Annotated in this window: 21 protein-coding genes; 3 read left to right on the top strand and 18 right to left on the bottom strand. The window is 51.1% G+C overall.

Annotated elements, in window-relative coordinates; all coding sequences use genetic code 11:
* Positions 1-86 precede the first annotated feature (86 nt).
* Positions 87-1,481 carry an ABC transporter substrate-binding protein gene (locus ACAN54_RS21365; protein ID WP_379160131.1) on the bottom strand — a complete coding sequence of 465 codons (1,395 nt, stop codon included), beginning with the start codon at positions 1,479-1,481 and terminating at the stop codon, positions 87-89.
* 447 nt (positions 1,482-1,928) lie between these two features.
* Here ACAN54_RS21365 and ACAN54_RS21360 point away from each other — a divergent pair, with 447 nt between their 5' ends.
* The gene (locus ACAN54_RS21360; protein ID WP_379160128.1) at positions 1,929-2,885 is read left to right on the top strand and encodes an ArsR/SmtB family transcription factor; all 957 of its coding nucleotides are present in this window, start codon (positions 1,929-1,931) and stop codon (positions 2,883-2,885) included.
* A 110-nt stretch (positions 2,886-2,995) separates the two neighbouring features.
* The gene (locus ACAN54_RS21355) at positions 2,996-3,154 is read left to right on the top strand and encodes a hypothetical protein (RefSeq protein ID WP_025705470.1); all 159 of its coding nucleotides are present in this window, start codon (positions 2,996-2,998) and stop codon (positions 3,152-3,154) included.
* 136 nt (positions 3,155-3,290) lie between these two features.
* Here the strand turns inward: ACAN54_RS21355 and ACAN54_RS21350 are convergent, their stop codons facing one another.
* From ACAN54_RS21350 to ACAN54_RS21270, 17 genes are all read right to left on the bottom strand, one after another.
* Entirely contained in the window at positions 3,291-4,061 is a 771-nt protein-coding gene (locus ACAN54_RS21350; RefSeq protein ID WP_379160125.1) for a class I SAM-dependent DNA methyltransferase, read from the bottom strand.
* Positions 4,062-4,122: 61 nt separating this feature from the next.
* On the bottom strand, positions 4,123-5,058 hold the full coding sequence (locus ACAN54_RS21345) for a CvfB family protein (protein WP_379160910.1): 936 nt from the start codon (positions 5,056-5,058) through the stop codon (positions 4,123-4,125).
* Positions 5,055-5,402 carry a ribosome silencing factor gene (gene rsfS / locus ACAN54_RS21340; RefSeq protein ID WP_379160121.1) on the bottom strand — a complete coding sequence of 116 codons (348 nt, stop codon included), beginning with the start codon at positions 5,400-5,402 and terminating at the stop codon, positions 5,055-5,057. The genes ACAN54_RS21345 and rsfS overlap by 4 nt, the downstream gene beginning before the upstream one ends.
* Positions 5,399-5,977 (bottom strand): bis(5'-nucleosyl)-tetraphosphatase (symmetrical) YqeK, encoded by a 579-nt coding sequence (yqeK, locus tag ACAN54_RS21335; RefSeq protein WP_379160118.1) that lies wholly within the window; start codon positions 5,975-5,977, stop codon positions 5,399-5,401. Before yqeK ends, rsfS begins: the two co-directional genes overlap by 4 nt.
* Complete coding sequence (locus ACAN54_RS21330) at positions 5,949-6,551, bottom strand: nicotinate-nucleotide adenylyltransferase (protein ID WP_379160115.1); 603 nt, start codon at positions 6,549-6,551, stop codon at positions 5,949-5,951. The genes yqeK and ACAN54_RS21330 overlap by 29 nt, the downstream gene beginning before the upstream one ends.
* Before the next feature lie 62 nt (positions 6,552-6,613).
* A complete protein-coding gene (gene yhbY / locus ACAN54_RS21325) occupies positions 6,614-6,907 on the bottom strand; it encodes a ribosome assembly RNA-binding protein YhbY (RefSeq protein WP_019912522.1) in 294 nt (97 codons plus the stop codon).
* Positions 6,908-6,958: 51 nt separating this feature from the next.
* Positions 6,959-7,834, bottom strand: a complete 876-nt coding sequence (gene aroE / locus ACAN54_RS21320; RefSeq protein ID WP_379160112.1) for a shikimate dehydrogenase — start codon at positions 7,832-7,834, stop codon at positions 6,959-6,961.
* 22 nt (positions 7,835-7,856) lie between these two features.
* Positions 7,857-8,975 carry a ribosome biogenesis GTPase YqeH gene (gene yqeH / locus ACAN54_RS21315; protein WP_379160908.1) on the bottom strand — a complete coding sequence of 373 codons (1,119 nt, stop codon included), beginning with the start codon at positions 8,973-8,975 and terminating at the stop codon, positions 7,857-7,859.
* Between the two features lie 5 nt (positions 8,976-8,980).
* Positions 8,981-9,508, bottom strand: coding sequence for a YqeG family HAD IIIA-type phosphatase (locus tag ACAN54_RS21310; protein ID WP_379160109.1), 528 nt, complete (start codon positions 9,506-9,508; stop codon positions 8,981-8,983).
* Between the two features lie 91 nt (positions 9,509-9,599).
* On the bottom strand, positions 9,600-11,843 hold the full coding sequence (locus ACAN54_RS21305) for a DUF4129 domain-containing transglutaminase family protein (RefSeq protein ID WP_379160105.1): 2,244 nt from the start codon (positions 11,841-11,843) through the stop codon (positions 9,600-9,602).
* A complete protein-coding gene (locus ACAN54_RS21300; RefSeq protein ID WP_379160102.1) occupies positions 11,840-13,090 on the bottom strand; it encodes a DUF58 domain-containing protein in 1,251 nt (416 codons plus the stop codon). Before ACAN54_RS21300 ends, ACAN54_RS21305 begins: the two co-directional genes overlap by 4 nt.
* A gap of 1 nt (position 13,091) precedes the next feature.
* Complete coding sequence (locus tag ACAN54_RS21295) at positions 13,092-14,048, bottom strand: AAA family ATPase (RefSeq protein ID WP_379160099.1); 957 nt, start codon at positions 14,046-14,048, stop codon at positions 13,092-13,094.
* 164 nt (positions 14,049-14,212) lie between these two features.
* The gene (locus ACAN54_RS21290; protein WP_379160096.1) at positions 14,213-15,691 is read right to left on the bottom strand and encodes a methyl-accepting chemotaxis protein; all 1,479 of its coding nucleotides are present in this window, start codon (positions 15,689-15,691) and stop codon (positions 14,213-14,215) included.
* Positions 15,692-15,864: 173 nt separating this feature from the next.
* Entirely contained in the window at positions 15,865-16,215 is a 351-nt protein-coding gene (spoVAE, locus tag ACAN54_RS21285) for a stage V sporulation protein AE (protein WP_379160093.1), read from the bottom strand.
* Positions 16,212-17,246: a stage V sporulation protein AD gene (gene spoVAD, locus ACAN54_RS21280; RefSeq protein ID WP_379160090.1), complete on the bottom strand. Its 1,035-nt coding sequence runs from the start codon at positions 17,244-17,246 to the stop codon at positions 16,212-16,214. Before spoVAD ends, spoVAE begins: the two co-directional genes overlap by 4 nt.
* Entirely contained in the window at positions 17,243-17,743 is a 501-nt protein-coding gene (spoVAC, locus tag ACAN54_RS21275; protein WP_379160087.1) for a stage V sporulation protein AC, read from the bottom strand. Before spoVAC ends, spoVAD begins: the two co-directional genes overlap by 4 nt.
* Before the next feature lie 134 nt (positions 17,744-17,877).
* The gene (locus ACAN54_RS21270; RefSeq protein ID WP_379160084.1) at positions 17,878-18,048 is read right to left on the bottom strand and encodes a hypothetical protein; all 171 of its coding nucleotides are present in this window, start codon (positions 18,046-18,048) and stop codon (positions 17,878-17,880) included.
* A 153-nt stretch (positions 18,049-18,201) separates the two neighbouring features.
* On the opposite strand from ACAN54_RS21270, the gene ACAN54_RS21265 reads away from it, so the two are divergent.
* On the top strand, positions 18,202-19,275 hold the full coding sequence (locus ACAN54_RS21265; RefSeq protein ID WP_379160081.1) for a M42 family metallopeptidase: 1,074 nt from the start codon (positions 18,202-18,204) through the stop codon (positions 19,273-19,275).
* Positions 19,276-19,391: the final 116 nt, after the last annotated feature.

Raw genomic sequence — 19,391 nt, 5'->3', positions numbered from 1 at the left:
AATTTCTCATAGTAGATAAAAGTGATGCTGGCCGCTGTCTATAGTGGCCAACATCACTTTTTAATCCAATTAATGTAAGCTGTAGCTTATTTCTTCGATTTTTCTTCTTGCTGAATCGCTTTGTCTAACAGCTTTTGCATCTTAGGCTGTTCGGATTTCACATAATCAGCAGCCGTAACTTTACCATCGATAACAGGTTGAATATCCGTGAAGAAGAGGTTATACCACTCTGCATTGTAAGTATAGTGGCCTGGTAGCACTCTGCCGTATTCGTTGACCACTTGCAGGAACTCTTCTTTATTAGCTGGTTTAGTTGTAGTATCAGCTGCCCACTCTTTAGCCATATCTATCAGGTTAGGAATCTGTACTTTTGCTTTTACAAGAGCTTCCATACCTTCTTTTGAAGCAGTCAGGTAGTTGATCAGCTCTGTAGCTTCTTCAGGATGTTTGGTCTTGGCAGATGCGCCGATACCCAGTGATCCGGTCCATGTTGCCGGTTTGCCTGTGGAACCGGCAGGGTAAGGAATCAGGTCATAGTCAAAAGGAAGTTTCTCATAAGTACTCATGTCCCAAGGACCAACCGGGAAGAACGCCATTTCGCCTTTCATCCAACGCTGGTAAGTATCAAGGGTCTGAGCTTGTTCAGTAGAAGGCGTGATGCCGTATTTGTTCTGCATATCCGCAAAAAACTGCAGAGCTTCCGCAAATTTAGGATCATCAATAGTTACTTTGGTCTTCGTGGAATCAATCCAGTCCGCCCCATTGCTCCATACGAACGCCTGCAGGGCCCATTGAACGTTGAAGCCCGCGCCGAACTGATCCAGCTTACCGTCACCATCCTTATCAACCGTCAGCTGCTGTGCCACTTTGATGAACTCATCCCATGTGTAAGGTTTATCTTTATCGGGAAGCGGAATACCTGCGGCTTCAAACATAGTTTTGTTGTAACCGAGTGCAAAAGGCCCCACGTCTTTAGGCATACCATAGATGTTGCCCTGGCCGGCCATCGTGCCGTCATAACGGTACAGGTCTACGCCGTACTTCCAAATGTTGTTCAAATCAATGTTCGGGTTATTTTCTACATAGCTGGTAAGATCCAGTAGTACACCGCTGTTGACATACGCTTTCAAATCCCCAGATTCGAAGTAAAAGACATCCGGTACGCTATTGCCTGTAATAGAAGCTTTTAATTTAGTTGCATATTGATCAGCTGCAGTTACAACGATCTTCACCTTTACATTCGGGTGATCTGCTTCAAATTGCTTCACTACACCTTCATAAGCTTTTTGTTCGTCTGTCCCGCCTCTAAACATAAAGGTCAGTTGCTTGGTTTCATTGGATTTGCTGCTCTCGCTGGCGGTATTTCCTTTCTTATTGTTGCTGCCAGATGATGCGTTGTTGTTTCCACCACAACCTGCGAGAATAACGGAAACACACAATACTAACGACAGCAGTGTAAACCAGCCCTTTTTCTTTAACACGGTAACCCCTCCTAGAGTTTTCTGAACAATGTAGATGCTATATAGAAAGAACTAATGCAACCGCTCTCAAAATCTATGCGGGTTAGTTCCGGCTATCCATTTCACATATTCATTAAATAATTAAAAAACATTTGAATGTATTCGCTTACAGATATAAAATAACATACAAGAGGTTGCTTGTAAACAAAATAATATAAATCTATTCATATATATTCGAAACAAAAGGTGAATAAGGCCTATTTTCAGAAAAAAATAGCCTTTTTTATTTTTTTTCACCAATATTTTTTAATAAAAATATAAAACAAAAGGGCGAAATCATCAAAAAACAGCTAAATTTTTAAATTTATAGACAAATAACTGGAGAATACTTCCCTTTTCGGCTTAATTAGTTTATAATTTTATAAAATAGTTTTGTTAATGACGTCTGCGGAAGAAGGTACAGCAATTATGATTTATATTAAAGATCTAATGAGCGGCATCGATATCTTTAAAGCTCTCAGCTCCGAGATCCGGATTCAGATTCTAGAGCTGCTTGCTACCAATCAAGCCCTAAACCTCAACGAAATCGCCAAGAAGCTAAATCTCAGCAATGGCGCTATCACGATGCACATCAAGAAGCTTGAGGACAGCGGGCTGATCGAGATCAATACTTCGGTCGGCAAGCATGGGATCCAAAAGGTGTGTTATCTGAATAAAGACAAACTCATGGTAGATTTACGGAGCAAGGAAACCGACAATTTATACGAAGTCGAAATCCAGGTTGGGCATTACAGCAATTATCAGGCAGTTCCCACCTGTGGTCTGGCCACGAAAGACAGCATTATCGGAGACTTTGACGAACCGCGTTATTTTGCCGACCCCCAGCGGATTGATTCTGAGATCATCTGGATGGCCGAAGGATTTCTTGAATACCGGATTCCGAATTATCTTAAGGCGAACCAGACCTTCCGCGAAATTCAGTTCTCCATGGAGATTGGTTCAGAAGCACCGGGATTTAACGATAACTATCCTTCGGATTTGTATTTTTACGTGAATGGTATCGAAATCGGCTATTGGACCAGTCCCGGCGACTTCGGCGATGCACGCGGCACTTTCAATCCAGACTGGTGGCCTCCTCACCTTAACCAGTATGGCATGCTCAAGCTTATCCGCATCAACAACGAAGGAAGCTTTATCGACGGCTGCCGTATCTCGGATATTACACTGGATGATATCAAGCTGGATTTCAAAAGCGAGCTAACCTTCCGTATTGCAGTTACTGATAAATCGGTCAACAAACGCGGATTAACGATTTACGGCAAGCATTTCGGTAACTACAGCCAGGATCTGATGGCTCGTGTGCTCTACAATGTACACGAAGTGGAAGACGCTACCCCCAGACCCGCTCCAACCCTTGCAGAGTAATCTGTAAGCTTCCGGGAGAAGAAGATAGCCACTCTATCCGCAGTATAAATATCCACCCCTTAGCCCACACTAACTAGGTCTTTCAATCCAGGTAAAAGGGAGTGTTTCGAATGCGTGAAGGTATGATTCCCACCGTTCTTGGAACTGTAGTAACTGCTTCTAGCGCAGCTTTTCTTGGCAGCAGGTATAAGATGGCCGCTACAGGCATTCTTGGATTTGGCCTAGCCCACATCGTACTGGGAGCCATTGATCTGTTCGAGCACCGCTGAAAAAGGTTGAAAGATGCCGGCCCTGTATTCGTACAGAGCCGGTTTTTTTACGAGAAATCCTCATGTGTTCCCATCCAATTGCAAACACCAAAAAGGCCCTTCCCTGAGACAGGTAAGGACCTTATATACTAAGTATTTATTTCACAGCTACATAAAACAGCCGTCCGGCACTATCATCGGCCTCCACCCATTCAAAATCAGCGTAGACCTTTACCTCACTGAAGCCCGCCTTGCGCAACTCCTCCGTCATCCACTCGGGATCATACGCCCGCTGGATGTGAGTCTCTTCAAAACGGCGGTATAAGCCGCTTCCTCCATCTTCACGGGCGAAGATGGACAGATGGTGCTCAATTTCACGGCGGGGTACATCCATTTCGCAAGTCCAGATATAGGATACCGTAGGCTCGTCCAGCACAAACGGCTGCTCCTCCTCATAACGGATAAGTGTATTAGGATGATGCACATCAAACAGGAAGCTTCCTCCCGGCTTAAGACCGGCATAGGTCTGTTCAAATACGGAACGGACGTCCTGCTCTTCCAGCACATAGTTTAGGCAATCACAAAAGGAAATCACCGAATCGACAAGCTCCGGCAGCTCCCACTCTTTCATATCCTGCCGTACCCAGCGGACACTGCCCTCACGCAGAAAGCGTCGTCCCTGAGGATGACGCTCCATCTTCATCTGGGCCACAGACAGCATATCTGAGGACAGATCAATTCCTGTCATGTGGTAGCCGGCAGCGGCAAGCGGAATGGTAATGCTTCCGGTTCCGCATCCCAGCTCCGCAACCGTCAATGGCTTGCCGTACTTGCTCCAGGCTGTCTCTGCAAAGGTCAGCCAATCCGGGTAGGGCATATCCGCCATCAGCTCATCGTACACATAAGCAAATTTACCATAGGAAGACACTGGCTACACCGACTTTCTGTAAATGACACTGCAGGCAAGCTGACCTTCAGCTTCCGGCATATTATTCTTCAGGCTCTTGTTCATTCTTGGTCTGACTCTGATCCGTTCCATCTTCCCCGTTACGGACCAGATAGGTCCAGTTCTCCTTCTGAGTCACGAGCCCTTCCTTCATCAGCTTGCCAAGCGCACGCTTGAATGCCGATTTGCTGATGCCAAACCGCTGCTTGATGATGTCGGGAGGCGTGGCATCGGAATAAGGCATCGCCCCGCCAGGGCGCTCATTCAGGAAGTCCAGCAGTGCTGCGGAATCGACATCCCGGCCCACTTCCTTACGCTGGGACATCGACAGATTGACGCGGCCATCTTCACGGATATGGGAGACCCGGGCTTCGATTTCCTCGCCTAGCCGCAGCAACCGGTTGCGCTCAGACGAATGCACCATGCCTATGATCCCGAAGCCCAGCACACCGCCGTCTACAAGTACAAACGTGCCCATCTGGAGCGGCTTGTATACTCTTGCCTTTACAGTCTGGCCCATCCAGGACTCTGGTGCAGGCAATGCCAGCGGTGCAAGCTCCTGCTCGCCTGCAAGCTTGGCGCGAAGCCGACCCTGCTTATCATGCTCCATCAGCACAAAAACCTTATCACCCACCTGCGGGCGCAGTTCAATCAGCTCTGGCAGCTCGCGGATCGGCAGCAGAAGCTGCCGGCCCAGTCCCATCTCCAGGAAACAGCCCAGACGGGGGTGAATGTCCGCCACTTCCAGCAGCGCCATTTCACCCAAGGTCAAATATGGCTTCTTCATCGTAGCCGCCAGGCGGTCCTCTGTATCGAAGAAGATAAACACTTCAACCTTATCGCCATTCTTCGGCTTACTGCCGACAAGCTCTGTATAATGCAGCATCACATCCTGATCACCAGCACCCAGAAAGTAGCCGTAAGGGGATACCTCACGCAGAACCTCCAGAGTAACCGTCGTTCCGGCAATCAGACTCATACGGTCTCCACAACCTTGGCGTCGGACCATAGGCGCTCAATGTTGTAATATTCCCGCTCGTCGCGGTGGAATACATGCACGATTACATCGCCCAGATCCATCAGCACCCAGCGGGCGGAATCCATGCCTTCAATGCCGCGGATAACCCCCCCGGCTTCATGAACAACCTTGCGCACCTCAGTGGCAATGGATTGAACCTGCGTATCGGAATTCCCGTGGCAGATGACGAAATAGTCACTGATGGGCGACACACTGCGCAGGTCAAGAGCGACCACGTTCATTGCTTTTTTATCCTCGACGGCTTTTAGGGCCAATTGCAAAAGCTTGCCAGATTCTACACTCATATTTTATCCTCCATTATTCTTACTAAGTCATTGCGGGACAGCACGGTCAGCGGGAACACGATACGTCGTTTCTGGAGCAGCAAGCTGATGGTGGAGTCAAATCCTGCGATCAGCCCTTCTTCCAGGCTTACCTTGGACAACTTACGGATATCTTCCACTCCCGGAAAATCCCTACCCGGCTCAATGTAATCAGCCAGACAGACGATCTTCTCCAGCAGGCCCATTCCCTCACGTCCTGAAGTGTGGTAACGGATCGCATCCAGCACCTCAGGATCGGTAATTCCATAATCATGCTCGGCAACAAATGCGCCAACCTCGGCATGCCACAGTTGCTTGTCGTAGCTTAGCAGCTCGATGGACAGCCCATTCTGTTCAATGATCTCCTTCATTCGTTCCACCGGCCAATATTTGGCCACATCATGGAGGATCGCCGCTGTCTCCGCCCGGACCGGATCCCCGCCGTAACGTTCTGCCAGCTTCACCGATGTCTCCATCACGCCCAGGGTATGCTTCCAGCGTTTGTCGGGCATCTGGGCGGAGACAGCTTCAATCAGCGCTTCGCGGCTGAATGCCATACAATCCACTCCTTTGAACATAATCGTATACAGCATCAGGCACCATATATCTTATGGACTTGCCTTCAGCGGCTCTGGCTCTCAGCATCGTTGAAGAGATATCTACAAGCGGCATGTCTGCAAGGAGCACCTTCTCGGCAATGAAACCGGGCAGCGCCGTAAGATCGAGTGGGGTTCCCGGCCGTCCTACTCCGATAAAGGTCAGACGCCGAACCAGCTCTTCAATCCCGTGCCATTTCGGCAAGTACTGGACCATATCGGCTCCGACAATGAAAAAAAATTCATGCTGCGGGAATTTCTCCTGCAGAATGGTGATGGTCTCGAACGTATAGGAGACACCGCCTCTGACAATTTCCAGGTCCAGTATCCCGAACGCGGCATGGCTCCTTACAGCGTCCTCAACCATGGCCAGCCGTTCCTCACCCGATGCCCCTGCCTCATGCTTATGCGGCGGGATATGCGAGGGCATGAACCATACCTCTTCCAGCGCATAGGATTCCCTCGCGGTCTCCGCTGCCATCATATGGCCGATATGAAGAGGATCAAAGGTCCCTCCCATTATTCCAACTCTCAAGAGGTTTACCTCCTCTTATAATCAGGGTATACTGCACTTCCCCGCAAGCTGCGGGAGCCGTATTAACGGGGCAGTTCGATGGTTTTGTTGTCGCGTGATTCCTTGTACAAAATGATGGTCTTGCCGATAACCTGCACCAGCTCGGAACCCGACTGTTCTGCAAGGGCAGCGCCGATTTCCTTCGGATCATCCGCATTGTTATTCAGCACGCTGATCTTCATCAGTTCACGCTTTTCAATAGCCTCTTCGATATGGCGGATCAGATGATCGTTGACACCGCCCTTACCGACTTGAAATACCGCATCCAGATGATGCGCAAGCGAACGGAGATAGCGTTTTTGTTTTCCAGTTAACATAAATGAACAAGCTCCTTAATTAACAAATATTATTACCCTAAATATAGCGAACTAATTAGTATAAGTATCCCCAAGACACTCCATAATCGTCTGCCGCATGATATCTATCGGCGCATGTTGTCCAGTCCAATACTCCAGCGCATATGCTCCCTGATAGACGAACATGCCAAGACCGCCATGAATGATACAGCCCCGTTTCTGTCCTTCCGTTAGCAGCTTGGTATGCAGCGGATTATAGATCAGATCACTAACGATCATCCCTTCATGGAGCAGAGCAGGATCAATGGGTGTGGCATCCATGTGGGGATACATACCGACAGAGGTGGTATTGATCACAATATCCATCCCGGCAATATGAACCGGGGTTTCATGCATTGCGATACCTGAGACCGTACCTTTTGCCTGAAAGGCCGCAGCAAGCTGCTTCGCCTTATCCTCGGTCCGGTTGGCAATGATCACTTCCTGCGGATGCTCCTTCAGCAGCGCGGCAACAATACCTCTTGCCGCTCCTCCGGCACCTATGACCAGAATGCGTGTGCCTGACAATTCGGGTGCAGCCTCCGCCTTCAGCGAGCGTACATATCCGATGCCGTCCGTATTATATCCGGTGAGCACACCATCATCGTTGACCACCGTATTGACTGCGCCAACAGCAAGCGCGCTGTCATCCAGCCTGTCCATATATTCCATTACCGCAACCTTATGCGGAATCGTCACGTTCACACCGCGGAATCCCAGGGTACGAACAGCTTGAATGGCTTCACCCAGCTGACCGGGGACAATATGCAGCGGCACATAAGCCCCGGATATCCCGAGCGCCTTCAGGGCCGCTCCATGCATAACCGGGGATTTGGAGTGGGCAATGGGATCACCCATTACCCCAAGCAATATCTCCTTGTTCCTGTAATCGCTGTTTGCGCTTGCCACAGCTTATTCACCCTCCTCTAAGTCAGATCAGCGATGGGCGGGTCAGAACCTTGATTCCCCGCGGAACATGAATCGCTACAACTGCACCGCTTGTGCCGTTCACCTTAATCCAGCCCAGCCCGGAAATGAAAAGATCCGTCTGGCTGTTCCGGCCGATGCGGAACTCGTGCCGCTGCCATTGCGGCAGCTTGTCCATGTCAGCGGTTCCCGGCGGAGACAGCAGCTCGCCGCGGTGCTCCTGATAGAGGGAATCGGCACGTTCCAGCTTCGTGCGGTGAATCTTCAGCGTTCCGCTGATGTAGCAGGTGAAGGATTGCCGCTCACCTTTTACGAAGTCAAAGCGGCCCAGGCCGCCGAAGAACAGCGACTGCCCCTCGTTCAGCTGATAAGCCGCCGGTTTCAGCGGATTCTCGGGCATTACTGCCCCCAGGTCTTTGCGTTCCACCAGCTCACTATACCGCCAAGGATATACAATCCCCGGGGTGTCAATGATGTAGTGTCCGTCATCCAGAGGAATCTTCACCATATCAAGTGTGGTTCCCGGATAACGGGAGGTGGTCAGCTCCTGCTCCAGATCGCTGTAATCAGAGATCAACCGGTTAATCAGCGTAGACTTGCCGACATTGGTAGCACCGACAACATATACATCCCGCTGGCCTCTCAGTTCAGTGACTGCCTCCAGCAGCCGGTCAAACCCCTGATTACGCTTGGCGCTGCATAGAACAATCTCTGCAGTCCGCAAGCCCTGATCCTTACAGCGCTGCTGCATCCAGTTGCGAAGCTTGTTCCAGTTGGTCACCTTGGGGAGCAAATCGCTTTTGTTCACTGCCAGAATGACAGGGTTGTTGCCTACGAAGCGCTGCAGACCGGAGATCAGGCTGCCTTCAAAGTCAAAGAGATCAACAATATGAATGACAAGCGCATTCTTCTCTCCAACTCCGCTCAGCAGATGCAGAAATTCATCCTGATCCACCGAGACGGAAGAGGCTTCATTGTAGTTCTTGATACGGAAACAGCGCTGGCAAATCACGGGTTCCCGCTCAAAAGCCACCTCCGGAATATATCCCGGAATGTCCTTGTCCGTAGTCTGCAGCTTAATGCCGCAGCCGCTGCATTTCTCAGGGTGCTTCGATTCATTCATTGAATTCATTCAGGTTTATCCTCCTCGTGCCACAATCCTTGCTTGCGAAGCCGTGTGGTTGCAATGCGCTCCACCCGGCGGTTGAATCTGGTGCCGATCCCTTCATCTTTCACGGAGATGGGGAGCACGAGCACCGTGTACAGCCCCAGACGGTTGCCGCCATATACATCCGTGAGCAACTGATCGCCGACGACAATGGTCTGTTCCGGCTTAAGCTCCATCTGCTTCATGGCTTTTAGAAATGGAGTATTGCTGGGCTTGCGTGCCTGGTGTACGAACTCAATATTAAGCGGCGTTGCAAAGCGTGACACCCGGTCCATGTTATTGTTTGATACGATGATGAGCTTGAATCCCAGCTCTTTCACCTTCGCGAACCATAACAGCAGCTCCGGAGTAGCCAGAGGCGCTTTGGCGCCGACCAGCGTATTATCCAGATCCGTAATGATGCCGCGGTATCCAAGAGCGTACAGCTCTTCCAGAGCTATGTCGAATACCGTATTCACCCGGAGTTTGGGTATTAACCTTTCAAACAATACGTTTCACCTCGATTTCATACGAAAAACTATATCATACTCTTTGCGCTTCGCAAATGAATCCGGAGCGGCCTTTCCCGCGCTTCTGCCGCTACTTGCCGGACTTGATGCTTGTGCGCAGCCGCAAAGCTTCAGTATACACGTTGCGCCAGTCTTTGTCTTCAATAACCTCAGGGCTGTACTTTGCCCGTTCGAACATCCGCAGAAGAGCCGTGAGATTACCGGATGCTGCAGGGCGTTCCTGGCTCCAGCGATCAACGGATTCGCGCAGCGTTTCATGCTCTTCCTTAAGCATGCCCTTTCTGCGTGCATACCTTACCCAGCGCGCGGTTTCCGCCTCAACTTTCTGAACCGGAGACAATGGCTGGCCGTAGCGCAGACGCTGTATGAAGAAGCGCAGGCTGAAGCGGCGCTGCCAGAGCACAAAGCCTGTCCAGGACAAAAGCACAACGGCTGAAGCGGCTACCCCCCAAGTTCCCAGACGATAACCTTGCTCCTGTGATGGTTTGTTCACCTTCTCGGGCTCAGGACGGCTTTGTTCTTCTTCCGGTGCCGCAGTTTCTTCAGGTACGGCTTCCTGGCTCTGTGTCAGCAGCGGTGCCGTGAAGCCGGGAGTAGCCTCGATCGGAACCCATCCATACTCCCCAAAATAAACCTCAGCCCAGGAATGGGCATCTGCATTCGTTATCGTGTAATTGTTGTTAATGAGATCACTTCCCTGCTGAATAGCAAGGTTGTCCGGCAGCTGCGCCTGTTCACCCGGCGCATAGCCCTTGACCCAGCGGGCTGGAATATCCAGGGAACGGGCCATGGTAACCAGCGCAGTCGAATAGTAGTCGCAATACCCTTCCATAATTTCGAACAGGAAGCTTTCGACCAGATCCTTGCTTTTGCGCCGTGAGAGATCGGGCTGGTTGGTATATGGAAAGCTCTGCTGCAGGTACTGCTGCAGAAGGACTGTTTTCTCATAAGGCGTTTTTCCCTGGGCTGTAACCTTCTCCGCCAGCTCTTTCACCCGTTTCGGGAAGTTATCCGGCAGCTGCAGATACTGTTGGTCAATCTCAGCCCCTCCATACAGCTGTTCGTAAGTCTGTCTGTTCAACTCCTGAACGGGAACAACCGGCACCTGCGAGGTCACTACATATTCCCGGGGAAAAGCCCTGCTGTTCTCGTCAGATTCCCATAGTAGCTCGCTGCCTTCTTTTCTCCAGAACAGGTTGCCGCTTGTATCCTGTCCATTCACCGAATTCACTTCCGAGATGGAGTAGCCTCCGAAGATGGCAGGATAAGAATTGCCCCCAAGCACCTTTACAGTCTGCTTCAGCTCTCTGGTCTTTATCTTGGATGCCTTATATCTGTCAAGCTTCTGCCCGACTTCCGCCTCAGTAATAGGCCCTCTGTCTTCACGGTCATCATCACTCCAGCCTTTACCGGAATATACACTGCGTGTCTCTCCGCGCATGTACGTTCGCAGATTCGAGTTCACCGTCATCACCGGCGAATAATCGAAGTTGAAGCCTCCACCGAGATTATTGTCATCCGTACTGTAACCGGAAGTTGTGCTTCCAGTAGAAGCCGCTCCTATTCCGTTATCAGCTGAGCCGGTGCGGCCGGAGCCTGAGTTACCTCCATTGCCGTTCCATTCCTGCCATGCCGTATACGGATCAGTCAGCGTTGGACGTACATCAGGCATATTCACACCGGTAATGATCACAAGAGAGAAGATAATAGCTACGTTAATAGCAATTTTGAAAGGGTATTGCAGCAAATGAGTCCAGCCGCGCGGGTAATGCAGTTGAAAGCTTCTTAAATGCTGGGTCACCAGCCAACCCATCCCTGCAGAAACCGTCCATGCAACTTCCTGCCATAGTATAGAAGAAGTAAAGGAATCCAGCGCCGCAAATGCCGCAATATTCATTCCGGTAAACATCAGAATCCGCGCTTTCGAGGTGACCCACCAAGAAGAGATAAGAAGCAAGGCCACAGCTCCAAAAGCAAACCAGATATATGGCGCCAGATTCGAGAGGATATCCGGCAGCCTGTCTTGCAGACCAGGACTCCAGGGATCGGGAACGTACACGGCGTAATGAAGGATCATCCGATAGGTCAGGAATACTGCAGCCGCAGCTTCAAACAGCAGGCGATAGATCACTTTGACAGGTAAAAGGATTTCAATTACCGCCACTGCTACCAGTGCCAGAAGCACGGACGCGGTAGTCACTTCAAGCCAGTAAGTCTCTGTGTAAGAAATCCATTGGAGGGCAATTACCATCAGCCACAGCAGGCTGAAGGAATGGTGCCAAGAGGATTTTATTCCGTTCCACCAGCGTATCATATGACTTTGTCACCTCCGAGCACAGCGGGGAGCTCCTGCAGTGTACTGACGCTGTAGCCCGTAACACCGCGTGATCCCAGCACGTTCATCCATTCCTGGGTACGGTTCATGGCAGCCGGATTGCGCACATAAATTTGCGAAGGTGTCATTCCCCGGCTCTCCGCCCAGCGCAGCACATCCAGCACAGGCTGGCCCGACTGGGGACTGATCAGGACAAAATAGGAGCCTTTGGGGAACATCCGGGAAGCCTTCTCCAGCCTGGTAATCAGCGGTCCGCGGCCCTCCGCGTTGATGTCGATCAAATATTGGATCATTTTCTGGCGTTCAGCACTGCCTTCAGCAGGGGTGAACACTTTGGTGTTTTTGTCCAGACAGCATAGGCCGATGCCAATCCGTTCCCGAATCCCATAACCCAGCAAGGAGGAAGTGATGGAAACAGCAAGCTCGAAATGATTGGAGCTGCCATAAGCCGTTGCACTTCCATCGAGTACCAGTACGGTTTTGGGAATCGATTCATGTTCGAATTCCTTCGATTTCCAGTCACCTGTCTTCGCCGTTGCATTCCAGTGAATGCGGGTCAGCCGGTCACCATAGACATAATCGCGCACACCGTTAATCTGCGTAGTCTCACGGCGGGAGGGAACCAGAGAAGCCTGGGGCCCGGCCAGCCGGGCTCTCCGTTCATATAACTGCCAGCGCGATACAAACACCGAACGCGGCAGCACACGGAACTGGCCCTCTGCCTGAAAAGTCCCCTTGTGCTCCACGAGCCCGAAGATGTCCTCGGCAAGAATCTCCGTACTTTCAAAGGTATAATGGCCCCGCTCCAGTGCTGGTGTCTGGAAATGCAGTTCTCCCCGGCCATTCAAGCTGGGGATGATACTTTCCTCGAATATCCACGATTCTCCGTTGTGGCGCTTCAGTATTTCTCTCACCACTACATACGGCAAGGGTAAAAAGCCGGGAATAGTGATGTTCAGCTTCACACGAAGGAACCCGCCTGCATATATCAAATCAGGCTTGTCCTGCTCCGAGTACAGGTTACGGGTGCCTCTTGCACGGCGGACACCGCCCAGGCCTCCGATAACTAAGTAAAGCAGCAGCACGGTGACCATAATAAACAGCATAAAGGAAGTCTTGCCGCCCTGGAAAAGCACATAAAGCAGTGTGATGCCCCAAATGGCGAGAACGCCGGCCATTTTGCGGGGTTGAAGTAGCGCGGCCGCCCCAGACAGATAGCTTCTCATATTACTGCCTCATCGTGACAGGCACATGAATGCTCTGAAGAAGCTTCTGCAGCAGCGAATCTACATTGACGTTATCCAGACGTGACTCCGGCCGCAGCAGAATACGGTGTCCCAAGGCATAAGGCGTAAGAATCTTCACATCATCGGGCAGCACATAATCGCGTTCCTGCAGGAAGGCATAGGCTTTGCAGGCCATCATGAACGATAAGGAAGCCCGGGGACTTGCCCCAAGCAGTACCAGGGGATGCTCCCGGGTCTGCCGGACGACATCCAGCAGATAGTTCAGTACAGGATCGCTGATGTAGATGGAACGGATCTCTTCCTGAATCGCAGCCACCTCTTCCATTCCTGTCACTGGAGTCAGCCTGTCCACCGGCTGGCCCTGCTGATGGCTCATCAGCAGATTTTTCTCAGTGTCCGCATCCGGATAACCAAGGCTGATCCGCAGCATGAAACGGTCAAGCTGGGCTTCCGGCAGCGTATACGTACCTTCAAAATCAATCGGGTTCTGCGTTGCACACAGCATAAAGGGATGCGGAAGCGCATAAGTCTCTCCATCAACCGTAACATTTCTTTCTTCCATTACTTCAAGCAGTGCAGACTGTGTTTTGGTAGTGGCACGGTTAATCTCATCGGCAAGCAGAATATTGGTCATGACCGGACCCGGACGGAAATGGAACATTTCATCGCGCGGATGATAGACCGAGACACCGGTAATGTCACTTGGGAGGATATCAGGGTTGCACTGAATCCGGCGGTATTCCCCCGACATGGATCTGGACAGGGCCCGTATCAGCTGAGTTTTGCCCGTTCCGGGTACATCCTCAATCAGGACATGCCCGCCGGCAAGGAGAGCGGTGAGCAGCAGCTCTATCTCAAATGATTTACCAAGGATGCAGGATTCCAGATTATTGCGTACAGCGTTCATAATTTGCATGGATTCTTGACGTACGGGCATATAGGGTAAACCTCCTATGTCAGAATGAGCAATATATACATGTTCTATAATAATTATATTTTACATGATTAGGGACCCCAAAGTACATTATTAGAGCCTCCACGAAAAAAAGAAGCCGAACAGGGTTTCCCCCAGCCGGCTTTAGAATCTTACCTATTCTATTCTTACTTAGAATCTTCACCTTTACCCGAGACCAGATCGTTCAACCCTACAATCAGACTCTCCAGCTGCTTGAAGCTCTCCACCATTTGATGCGTAATATTGCGCTGCTCCTCCACACCGGCCAGAATCTCTTCCGTTGCGGCACTGGACTGCTCGGTCACACTGGAGAATTCGGTAATTTCACTAACAACCTTCTCCGAGAAATGCTTCATGCCTGCTGAGCTTTGCTCTACATCCCCGGCCTGTACCAGCACCCTGTTAGCGTTCGTCTGGATAGACTCGAACACCTTCTCCGTACTCTGAACAGACTCACTGCCTGTGCGGAGAATCTCAAGGCTCTGTTCAAATTGCGAGATCAGCCCTTCGGTCTGCTGCTGGAGACTGGCGAGCACCTCACTGATGGAATCGGTAATATGTGCAGAGTTTTCGGCCAGCTTGCGCACTTCTCCAGCCACAACGGCGAACCCCCGGCCATGCTCCCCGGCGCGTGCCGCCTCTATAGAAGCGTTCAGTGCCAGCAGATTGGTCTGCCGAGAAATTTGCATGATTCCGTCCAGCATCGAATGCATATCCAGACTCCGCTGAGAGAATTCCTTCATCTGTTCCGAGGTATGGTTCATCACTTCACCCAGCTCGGTGAATTGCCCTGTGAGCAAGGAGACATTGCTGCTGCCTTGTTCGCTCACCTCTGCTGTGTCAGCAGACAGCTGCTTCATTTCCTGGGAATAGCCGGCGACATCGCGGATATGCTGATCTGACACCGAGATGGACTCGGTAATCTCCGCGATGCTGCTGGCCTGATATTCAATGCCTTTGGATACTTCCTGAAACCCGATCACAACTTCATTGGTGATGGCATCGACCATCTGCACTTCCTCTTTGAAATTCCCGGTAAAAGCATACAATCCGTCAACCGCCGTTTTGACGCGGTCCAGCATATACTTCACCTGTAAGCCGGAAGCCTCAACCTCCTGCTGATGCCGTTCACTTTGCAAAAACAGCTTGCGGTTAACAATCGATACACCGAGCATGGTACCGCAGATTAGGACAAATATCCCAAAACCGCCTACATACGCCATAAAACCGGGATTCGCACCAGCGTCGGAGTGGCCCGAAAAGATCTGAATGAAAATATTGACAGCATTTGCGCCAGCGGTTATCGCAAAATATTGATAGCTCGGATAAAACAGCAGCATCGAGCACAGGAGCAGTGAAGTCCCAAATTCATCCGAACCCTGATTCATATAAATGGCGAGGACTGTCAGAATAACGGTATACACCCAAGGCAGGACAAGTGTTCCTTTTTTCTTCAGATGAAGTACAGTTAAAACCACACTTAAGGGAACCGCAAGAGCACTTGTAGTCCATAACTCCGGCACTTTAAATGCCAGAATCACGCCAATTAGCGTTACAACCCAAAAAGCACAGAGAATAATCTTGTTTCTCATCCAAATAATTTCGGTAAATCTTTGATTCTGCAAGTTACACTTCCCCCGTCTTCATATATTGAATCTATTCTTTAAATTCTATATCGTCATTGTTCGACAGTTTTTTAACTGCAAATAGAATCAATTCGCCTCCTTTATTCCTCTTTACGCAAAAAAAAAGACCGTCTAATGACGGCCCTAAAAGAAATTTGCACTTTTGCACTGCTCTAGCCCTTCGGGCGCACAACAAGCGCAGCCAGGAAAGAGAACACTATAGCTGCCGAGATTCCTGCACTGGTTACTTGAAATATTCCAGTAACCACTCCAATCCAGCCTTCCCGTTCCAGCTCGGTCAGCGCCCCATGCACCAGTGAATTCCCGAAGCTGGTGATCGGTACACCAGCACCGGCGCCAGCGAATTTCACGAGCGGATCGTATATTCCAAACGCATCAGCAAGCGCTCCGGCGACTACAAGCGTACTCATGGTATGGGCGGGTGTCAGCGCCAGCACATCCATCATTAACTGTCCGATGACACAGATTGCGCCGCCGATCAGAAAAGCCCACAAGTAGATCATGCTCTGTCACCCCCCATCTCCAGGGCCACGGCGTGGGCTACACAGGGAATGCTCTCTCCCTGTTGGTATGAGAGGGGCGAGAGCAATGCTCCAGTAGCCACAACCAGCACCCGCTTTAACTCGCCTTTTTTCATCCGGTTGAGGATGTGTCCATAAGTTACAGTTGCCGAACAGCCACAGCCGCTGCCTCCGGCAATCACATATTTCTGCTTGTCCAGATCATAAATCATTAAGCCACAATCCTTAAAAGTCGTCTGTTCCATAGGAATGCCTTCCTTGGCCAGCAAATCCTGGGCAATCGGCAGCCCTACCGTAGCCAGGTCTCCAGTCACAATCAGATCATAGTGGCCGGGGGAGAGCGCAGTATCGCGAAAATGGGCTGTTATTGTATCTGCAGCAGCCGGAGCCATGGCCGCACCCATATTGAAGGGGTCTTTGAGACCCAGGTCCATAATGCGTCCCATCGTTGCCATAACTACATGAGGTCCTTCCGCTGTTCCGTCATTACGCCCGACAACCGCACATCCTGAGCCGGTTACTGTGTACTGGGCAGTGGGAGGTTTTTGCGAGCCATATTCCGTTGGATAACGAAACTGCTTCTCCACTGTACAGTTATGGCTGGATGTTCCCGCCAGAGCGTATTGGCCGCCGCCGGAATCGATGATCATCGCAGCAATGGCCAGGCTCTCCATGGATGTAGAGCAGGCTCCGAATACGCCAAGATAAGGCACCCCAAGCTTTCTTGCGGCAAAAGAACTGCTGATGATCTGGTTCATCAGATCACCGCCGACAAAAAACTCCAATTTATCCTGATCCAGCGATGCATTCATCAGTGCCAGCTTGGCGGCTTTTTCAAAAAGGGCACGTTCTGCCTTCTCCCACGTCTTCTCTCCCATCTTCAGCGAGTCGTAAATATAATCAAAATCCGAAGTCAGCGGACCCTCCCCTTCCTCCGGGCCGACGACTGCAGAGGAGCCAAGAATAACGGGCCGGGTCGTATACTCCCAGGTCTGTCTGCCAAGCTGCCTCACAAATGTCCACCTCCAAGGCCAAGGATGGCATAGATCACGCCCACAATAAAAGCGGCGACTACGCCGAACACTATAACCGAACCGGCCAGCTTGAACATGTTCGCACCTACCCCAAGGACTAGACCTTCTGCACGGTGTTCAAGAGCTGCGGAGCACATACTGTTGGCAAATCCGGTGACAGGAACTGCCGTCCCGGCTCCACACCATTGCGCAAGCTTGTCATAGACCCCGAAGCTGGTCAGAATGACGGAGAGCAGGATCAGCACAGCCACCATCGGGCTTGAGGCTTCACGTGCGGTCATATCAAAAATAGCCATAAAAGCCTCCTGAATGCCTTGTCCAATCACACAGATCAACCCGCCGGACAAAAAAGCACGGACACAGTTTTTGAACACCGGCCGGCTGGGAACGTAAGGCTTGGACAATTGTTCATAATCCGCCGGAGTCAAGGTATCAAGCCGCAGCTTGACACCGGATTTTCTCGTTTTCGCTGGCACAAGGGGACACCTCCTGAAAAAGATGCGAAAGGGATGACCTGTATTACAGATTCAGTCTCTCCCTCCCGGAATATGCTTCGTTAGAAGTTTTTCCTTATTCTTCTCCATTTCCGGTTTCGTTATGTCCCGCCAGCTCAGGTAAAATACAGCAGTACAACAATCAGCAGCAAAAACAGAATCACAACAAGCACAGCTTCACGCTCTGCAATATGCCGCAGGCTGTTTCTGCGGTGCATTTCCCGGCTGCGCACCCTGCCGGAGAAGCCGAATCCCCTGGCCCGGGGCACGGTTCCTGCTACCCTCATCCGCTTCGCTTCCTTTCCCGGCTCCTGCGTGCTTGAGCCGCTGCTTTCATAATATTCGGATCCCTAGGGCCCGGTGTTCATTTTGCCCTCCAATCATGGACAATTGACGCCGCAATGTTCATACTAGATGATAGTAAAGGAGCGAATTGTACAATGAATCCAGAAACATTAGAACTATTCAAAACACTGACTGAATTCCGCGCCGCACCGGGGTTTGAGCGCGAACTGCGTGCTTACGTCAAGGATGCGCTGGCACCTTATACTGATGAGTTCGTACAGGACCGCCTCGGCAGCCTGTTCGGTGTCCTCCGCGGGGAAGAGAATGGCCCGAAGATCATGGTGGCCGGACATTTTGATGAAGTCGGCTTTATGGTTACAGGCATTACCGACAAGGGTATGATCCGCTTTCAGCCGCTGGGCGGCTGGCTGGCTTCGGCAGTGGCTTCACAGCGGCTGCAGATCGTTACCCCTAAAGGTGTACTGACAGGTGTGGTCGGCAGCACTCCGATCCACTTGCTGAGCGACGAAGAACGCAAGCAGCCGGGCGATATCCGTAAAATGTACATCGATATCGGCGCGGACAGCCTTGAAGAAGCACAAAGCTTTGGCGTAGCTCCGGGTCAACAAATTCTTCCGATCTGTCCGTTCACTCCCCTGGCCAATCCCAAGAAGATAATGGCCAAAGCCTGGGACAACCGCTATGGCGTGGGGCTGGCGATTGAGCTGGTTCAGGCATTGCACGGGAAGAAATTGCCGAACACTGTCTTTGCAGGGGCTACGGTACAGGAAGAAGCTGGCCTGCGCGGAGCGCAGACCGCAGCAAATCTGCTACAGCCGGATATTTTCTTCGGCCTGGATGCCAGCGCAGCTGCCGACATGACCGGCGACCGCCAGGCTTTTGGACATCTCGGTCAGGGGGCCTTGCTGCGTATCTATGATCCGACAATGATCACGCACCGGGGACTGATTGAATATGTACAGGATATGGCAGACACCCACAAAATTAAGTATCAGTATTTCGTCTCGCAGGGCGGAACTGATGCCGGTAAAGTACATGTTAGCGGTATCGGTGTACCGTCTGCCGTTATCGGCATCTGTTCCCGCTACATCCATACCGCATCCTCCGTCATTCACAGCGATGATTACGCTGCGGCCAAAGAACTGCTGATCAAGCTGGTGGAAGGGCTGGACCGCACAACGCTGCAGACCATCCTCGAGAATAGCTAATTTCTGGGTAGCTGGCTTACGCAGAAGATCATTTACTGCTGCGAAGCGGCAGAGATGTTATGAGATTTGGTAATTGTAAAACGGGCTGACCGGGAATGATCTTTCCCGGCCAGCCC

The organism is Paenibacillus diazotrophicus, assembly GCF_042610465.1.
Note: the sequence above shows the minus strand (reverse complement) of the source record. Positions and strands in the feature narration are given on the sequence as shown.

What these genes read in the sequence shown, in the direction of transcription:
- ACAN54_RS21360 (WP_379160128.1), top strand. Translation starts at nt 1,929, where the DNA reads ATGATTTATATTAAAGATCTAATGAGCGGCATCGATATCTTTAAAGCT.
- ACAN54_RS21355 (WP_025705470.1), top strand. Translation starts at nt 2,996, where the DNA reads ATGCGTGAAGGTATGATTCCCACCGTTCTTGGAACTGTAGTAACTGCT.
- ACAN54_RS21345 (WP_379160910.1), bottom strand. Translation starts at nt 5,058, where the DNA reads ATGAGTCTGATTGCCGGAACGACGGTTACTCTGGAGGTTCTGCGTGAG.
- rsfS (WP_379160121.1), bottom strand. Translation starts at nt 5,402, where the DNA reads ATGAGTGTAGAATCTGGCAAGCTTTTGCAATTGGCCCTAAAAGCCGTC.
- yqeK (WP_379160118.1), bottom strand. Translation starts at nt 5,977, where the DNA reads ATGGCATTCAGCCGCGAAGCGCTGATTGAAGCTGTCTCCGCCCAGATG.
- yhbY (WP_019912522.1), bottom strand. Translation starts at nt 6,907, where the DNA reads ATGTTAACTGGAAAACAAAAACGCTATCTCCGTTCGCTTGCGCATCAT.
- yqeH (WP_379160908.1), bottom strand. Translation starts at nt 8,975, where the DNA reads ATGAATGAATCGAAGCACCCTGAGAAATGCAGCGGCTGCGGCATTAAG.
- ACAN54_RS21305 (WP_379160105.1), bottom strand. Translation starts at nt 11,843, where the DNA reads ATGATACGCTGGTGGAACGGAATAAAATCCTCTTGGCACCATTCCTTC.
- ACAN54_RS21300 (WP_379160102.1), bottom strand. Translation starts at nt 13,090, where the DNA reads ATGAGAAGCTATCTGTCTGGGGCGGCCGCGCTACTTCAACCCCGCAAA.
- ACAN54_RS21295 (WP_379160099.1), bottom strand. Translation starts at nt 14,048, where the DNA reads ATGCCCGTACGTCAAGAATCCATGCAAATTATGAACGCTGTACGCAAT.
- spoVAE (WP_379160093.1), bottom strand. Translation starts at nt 16,215, where the DNA reads ATGATCTACTTGTGGGCTTTTCTGATCGGCGGCGCAATCTGTGTCATC.
- ACAN54_RS21270 (WP_379160084.1), bottom strand. Translation starts at nt 18,048, where the DNA reads ATGAGGGTAGCAGGAACCGTGCCCCGGGCCAGGGGATTCGGCTTCTCC.
- ACAN54_RS21265 (WP_379160081.1), top strand. Translation starts at nt 18,202, where the DNA reads ATGAATCCAGAAACATTAGAACTATTCAAAACACTGACTGAATTCCGC.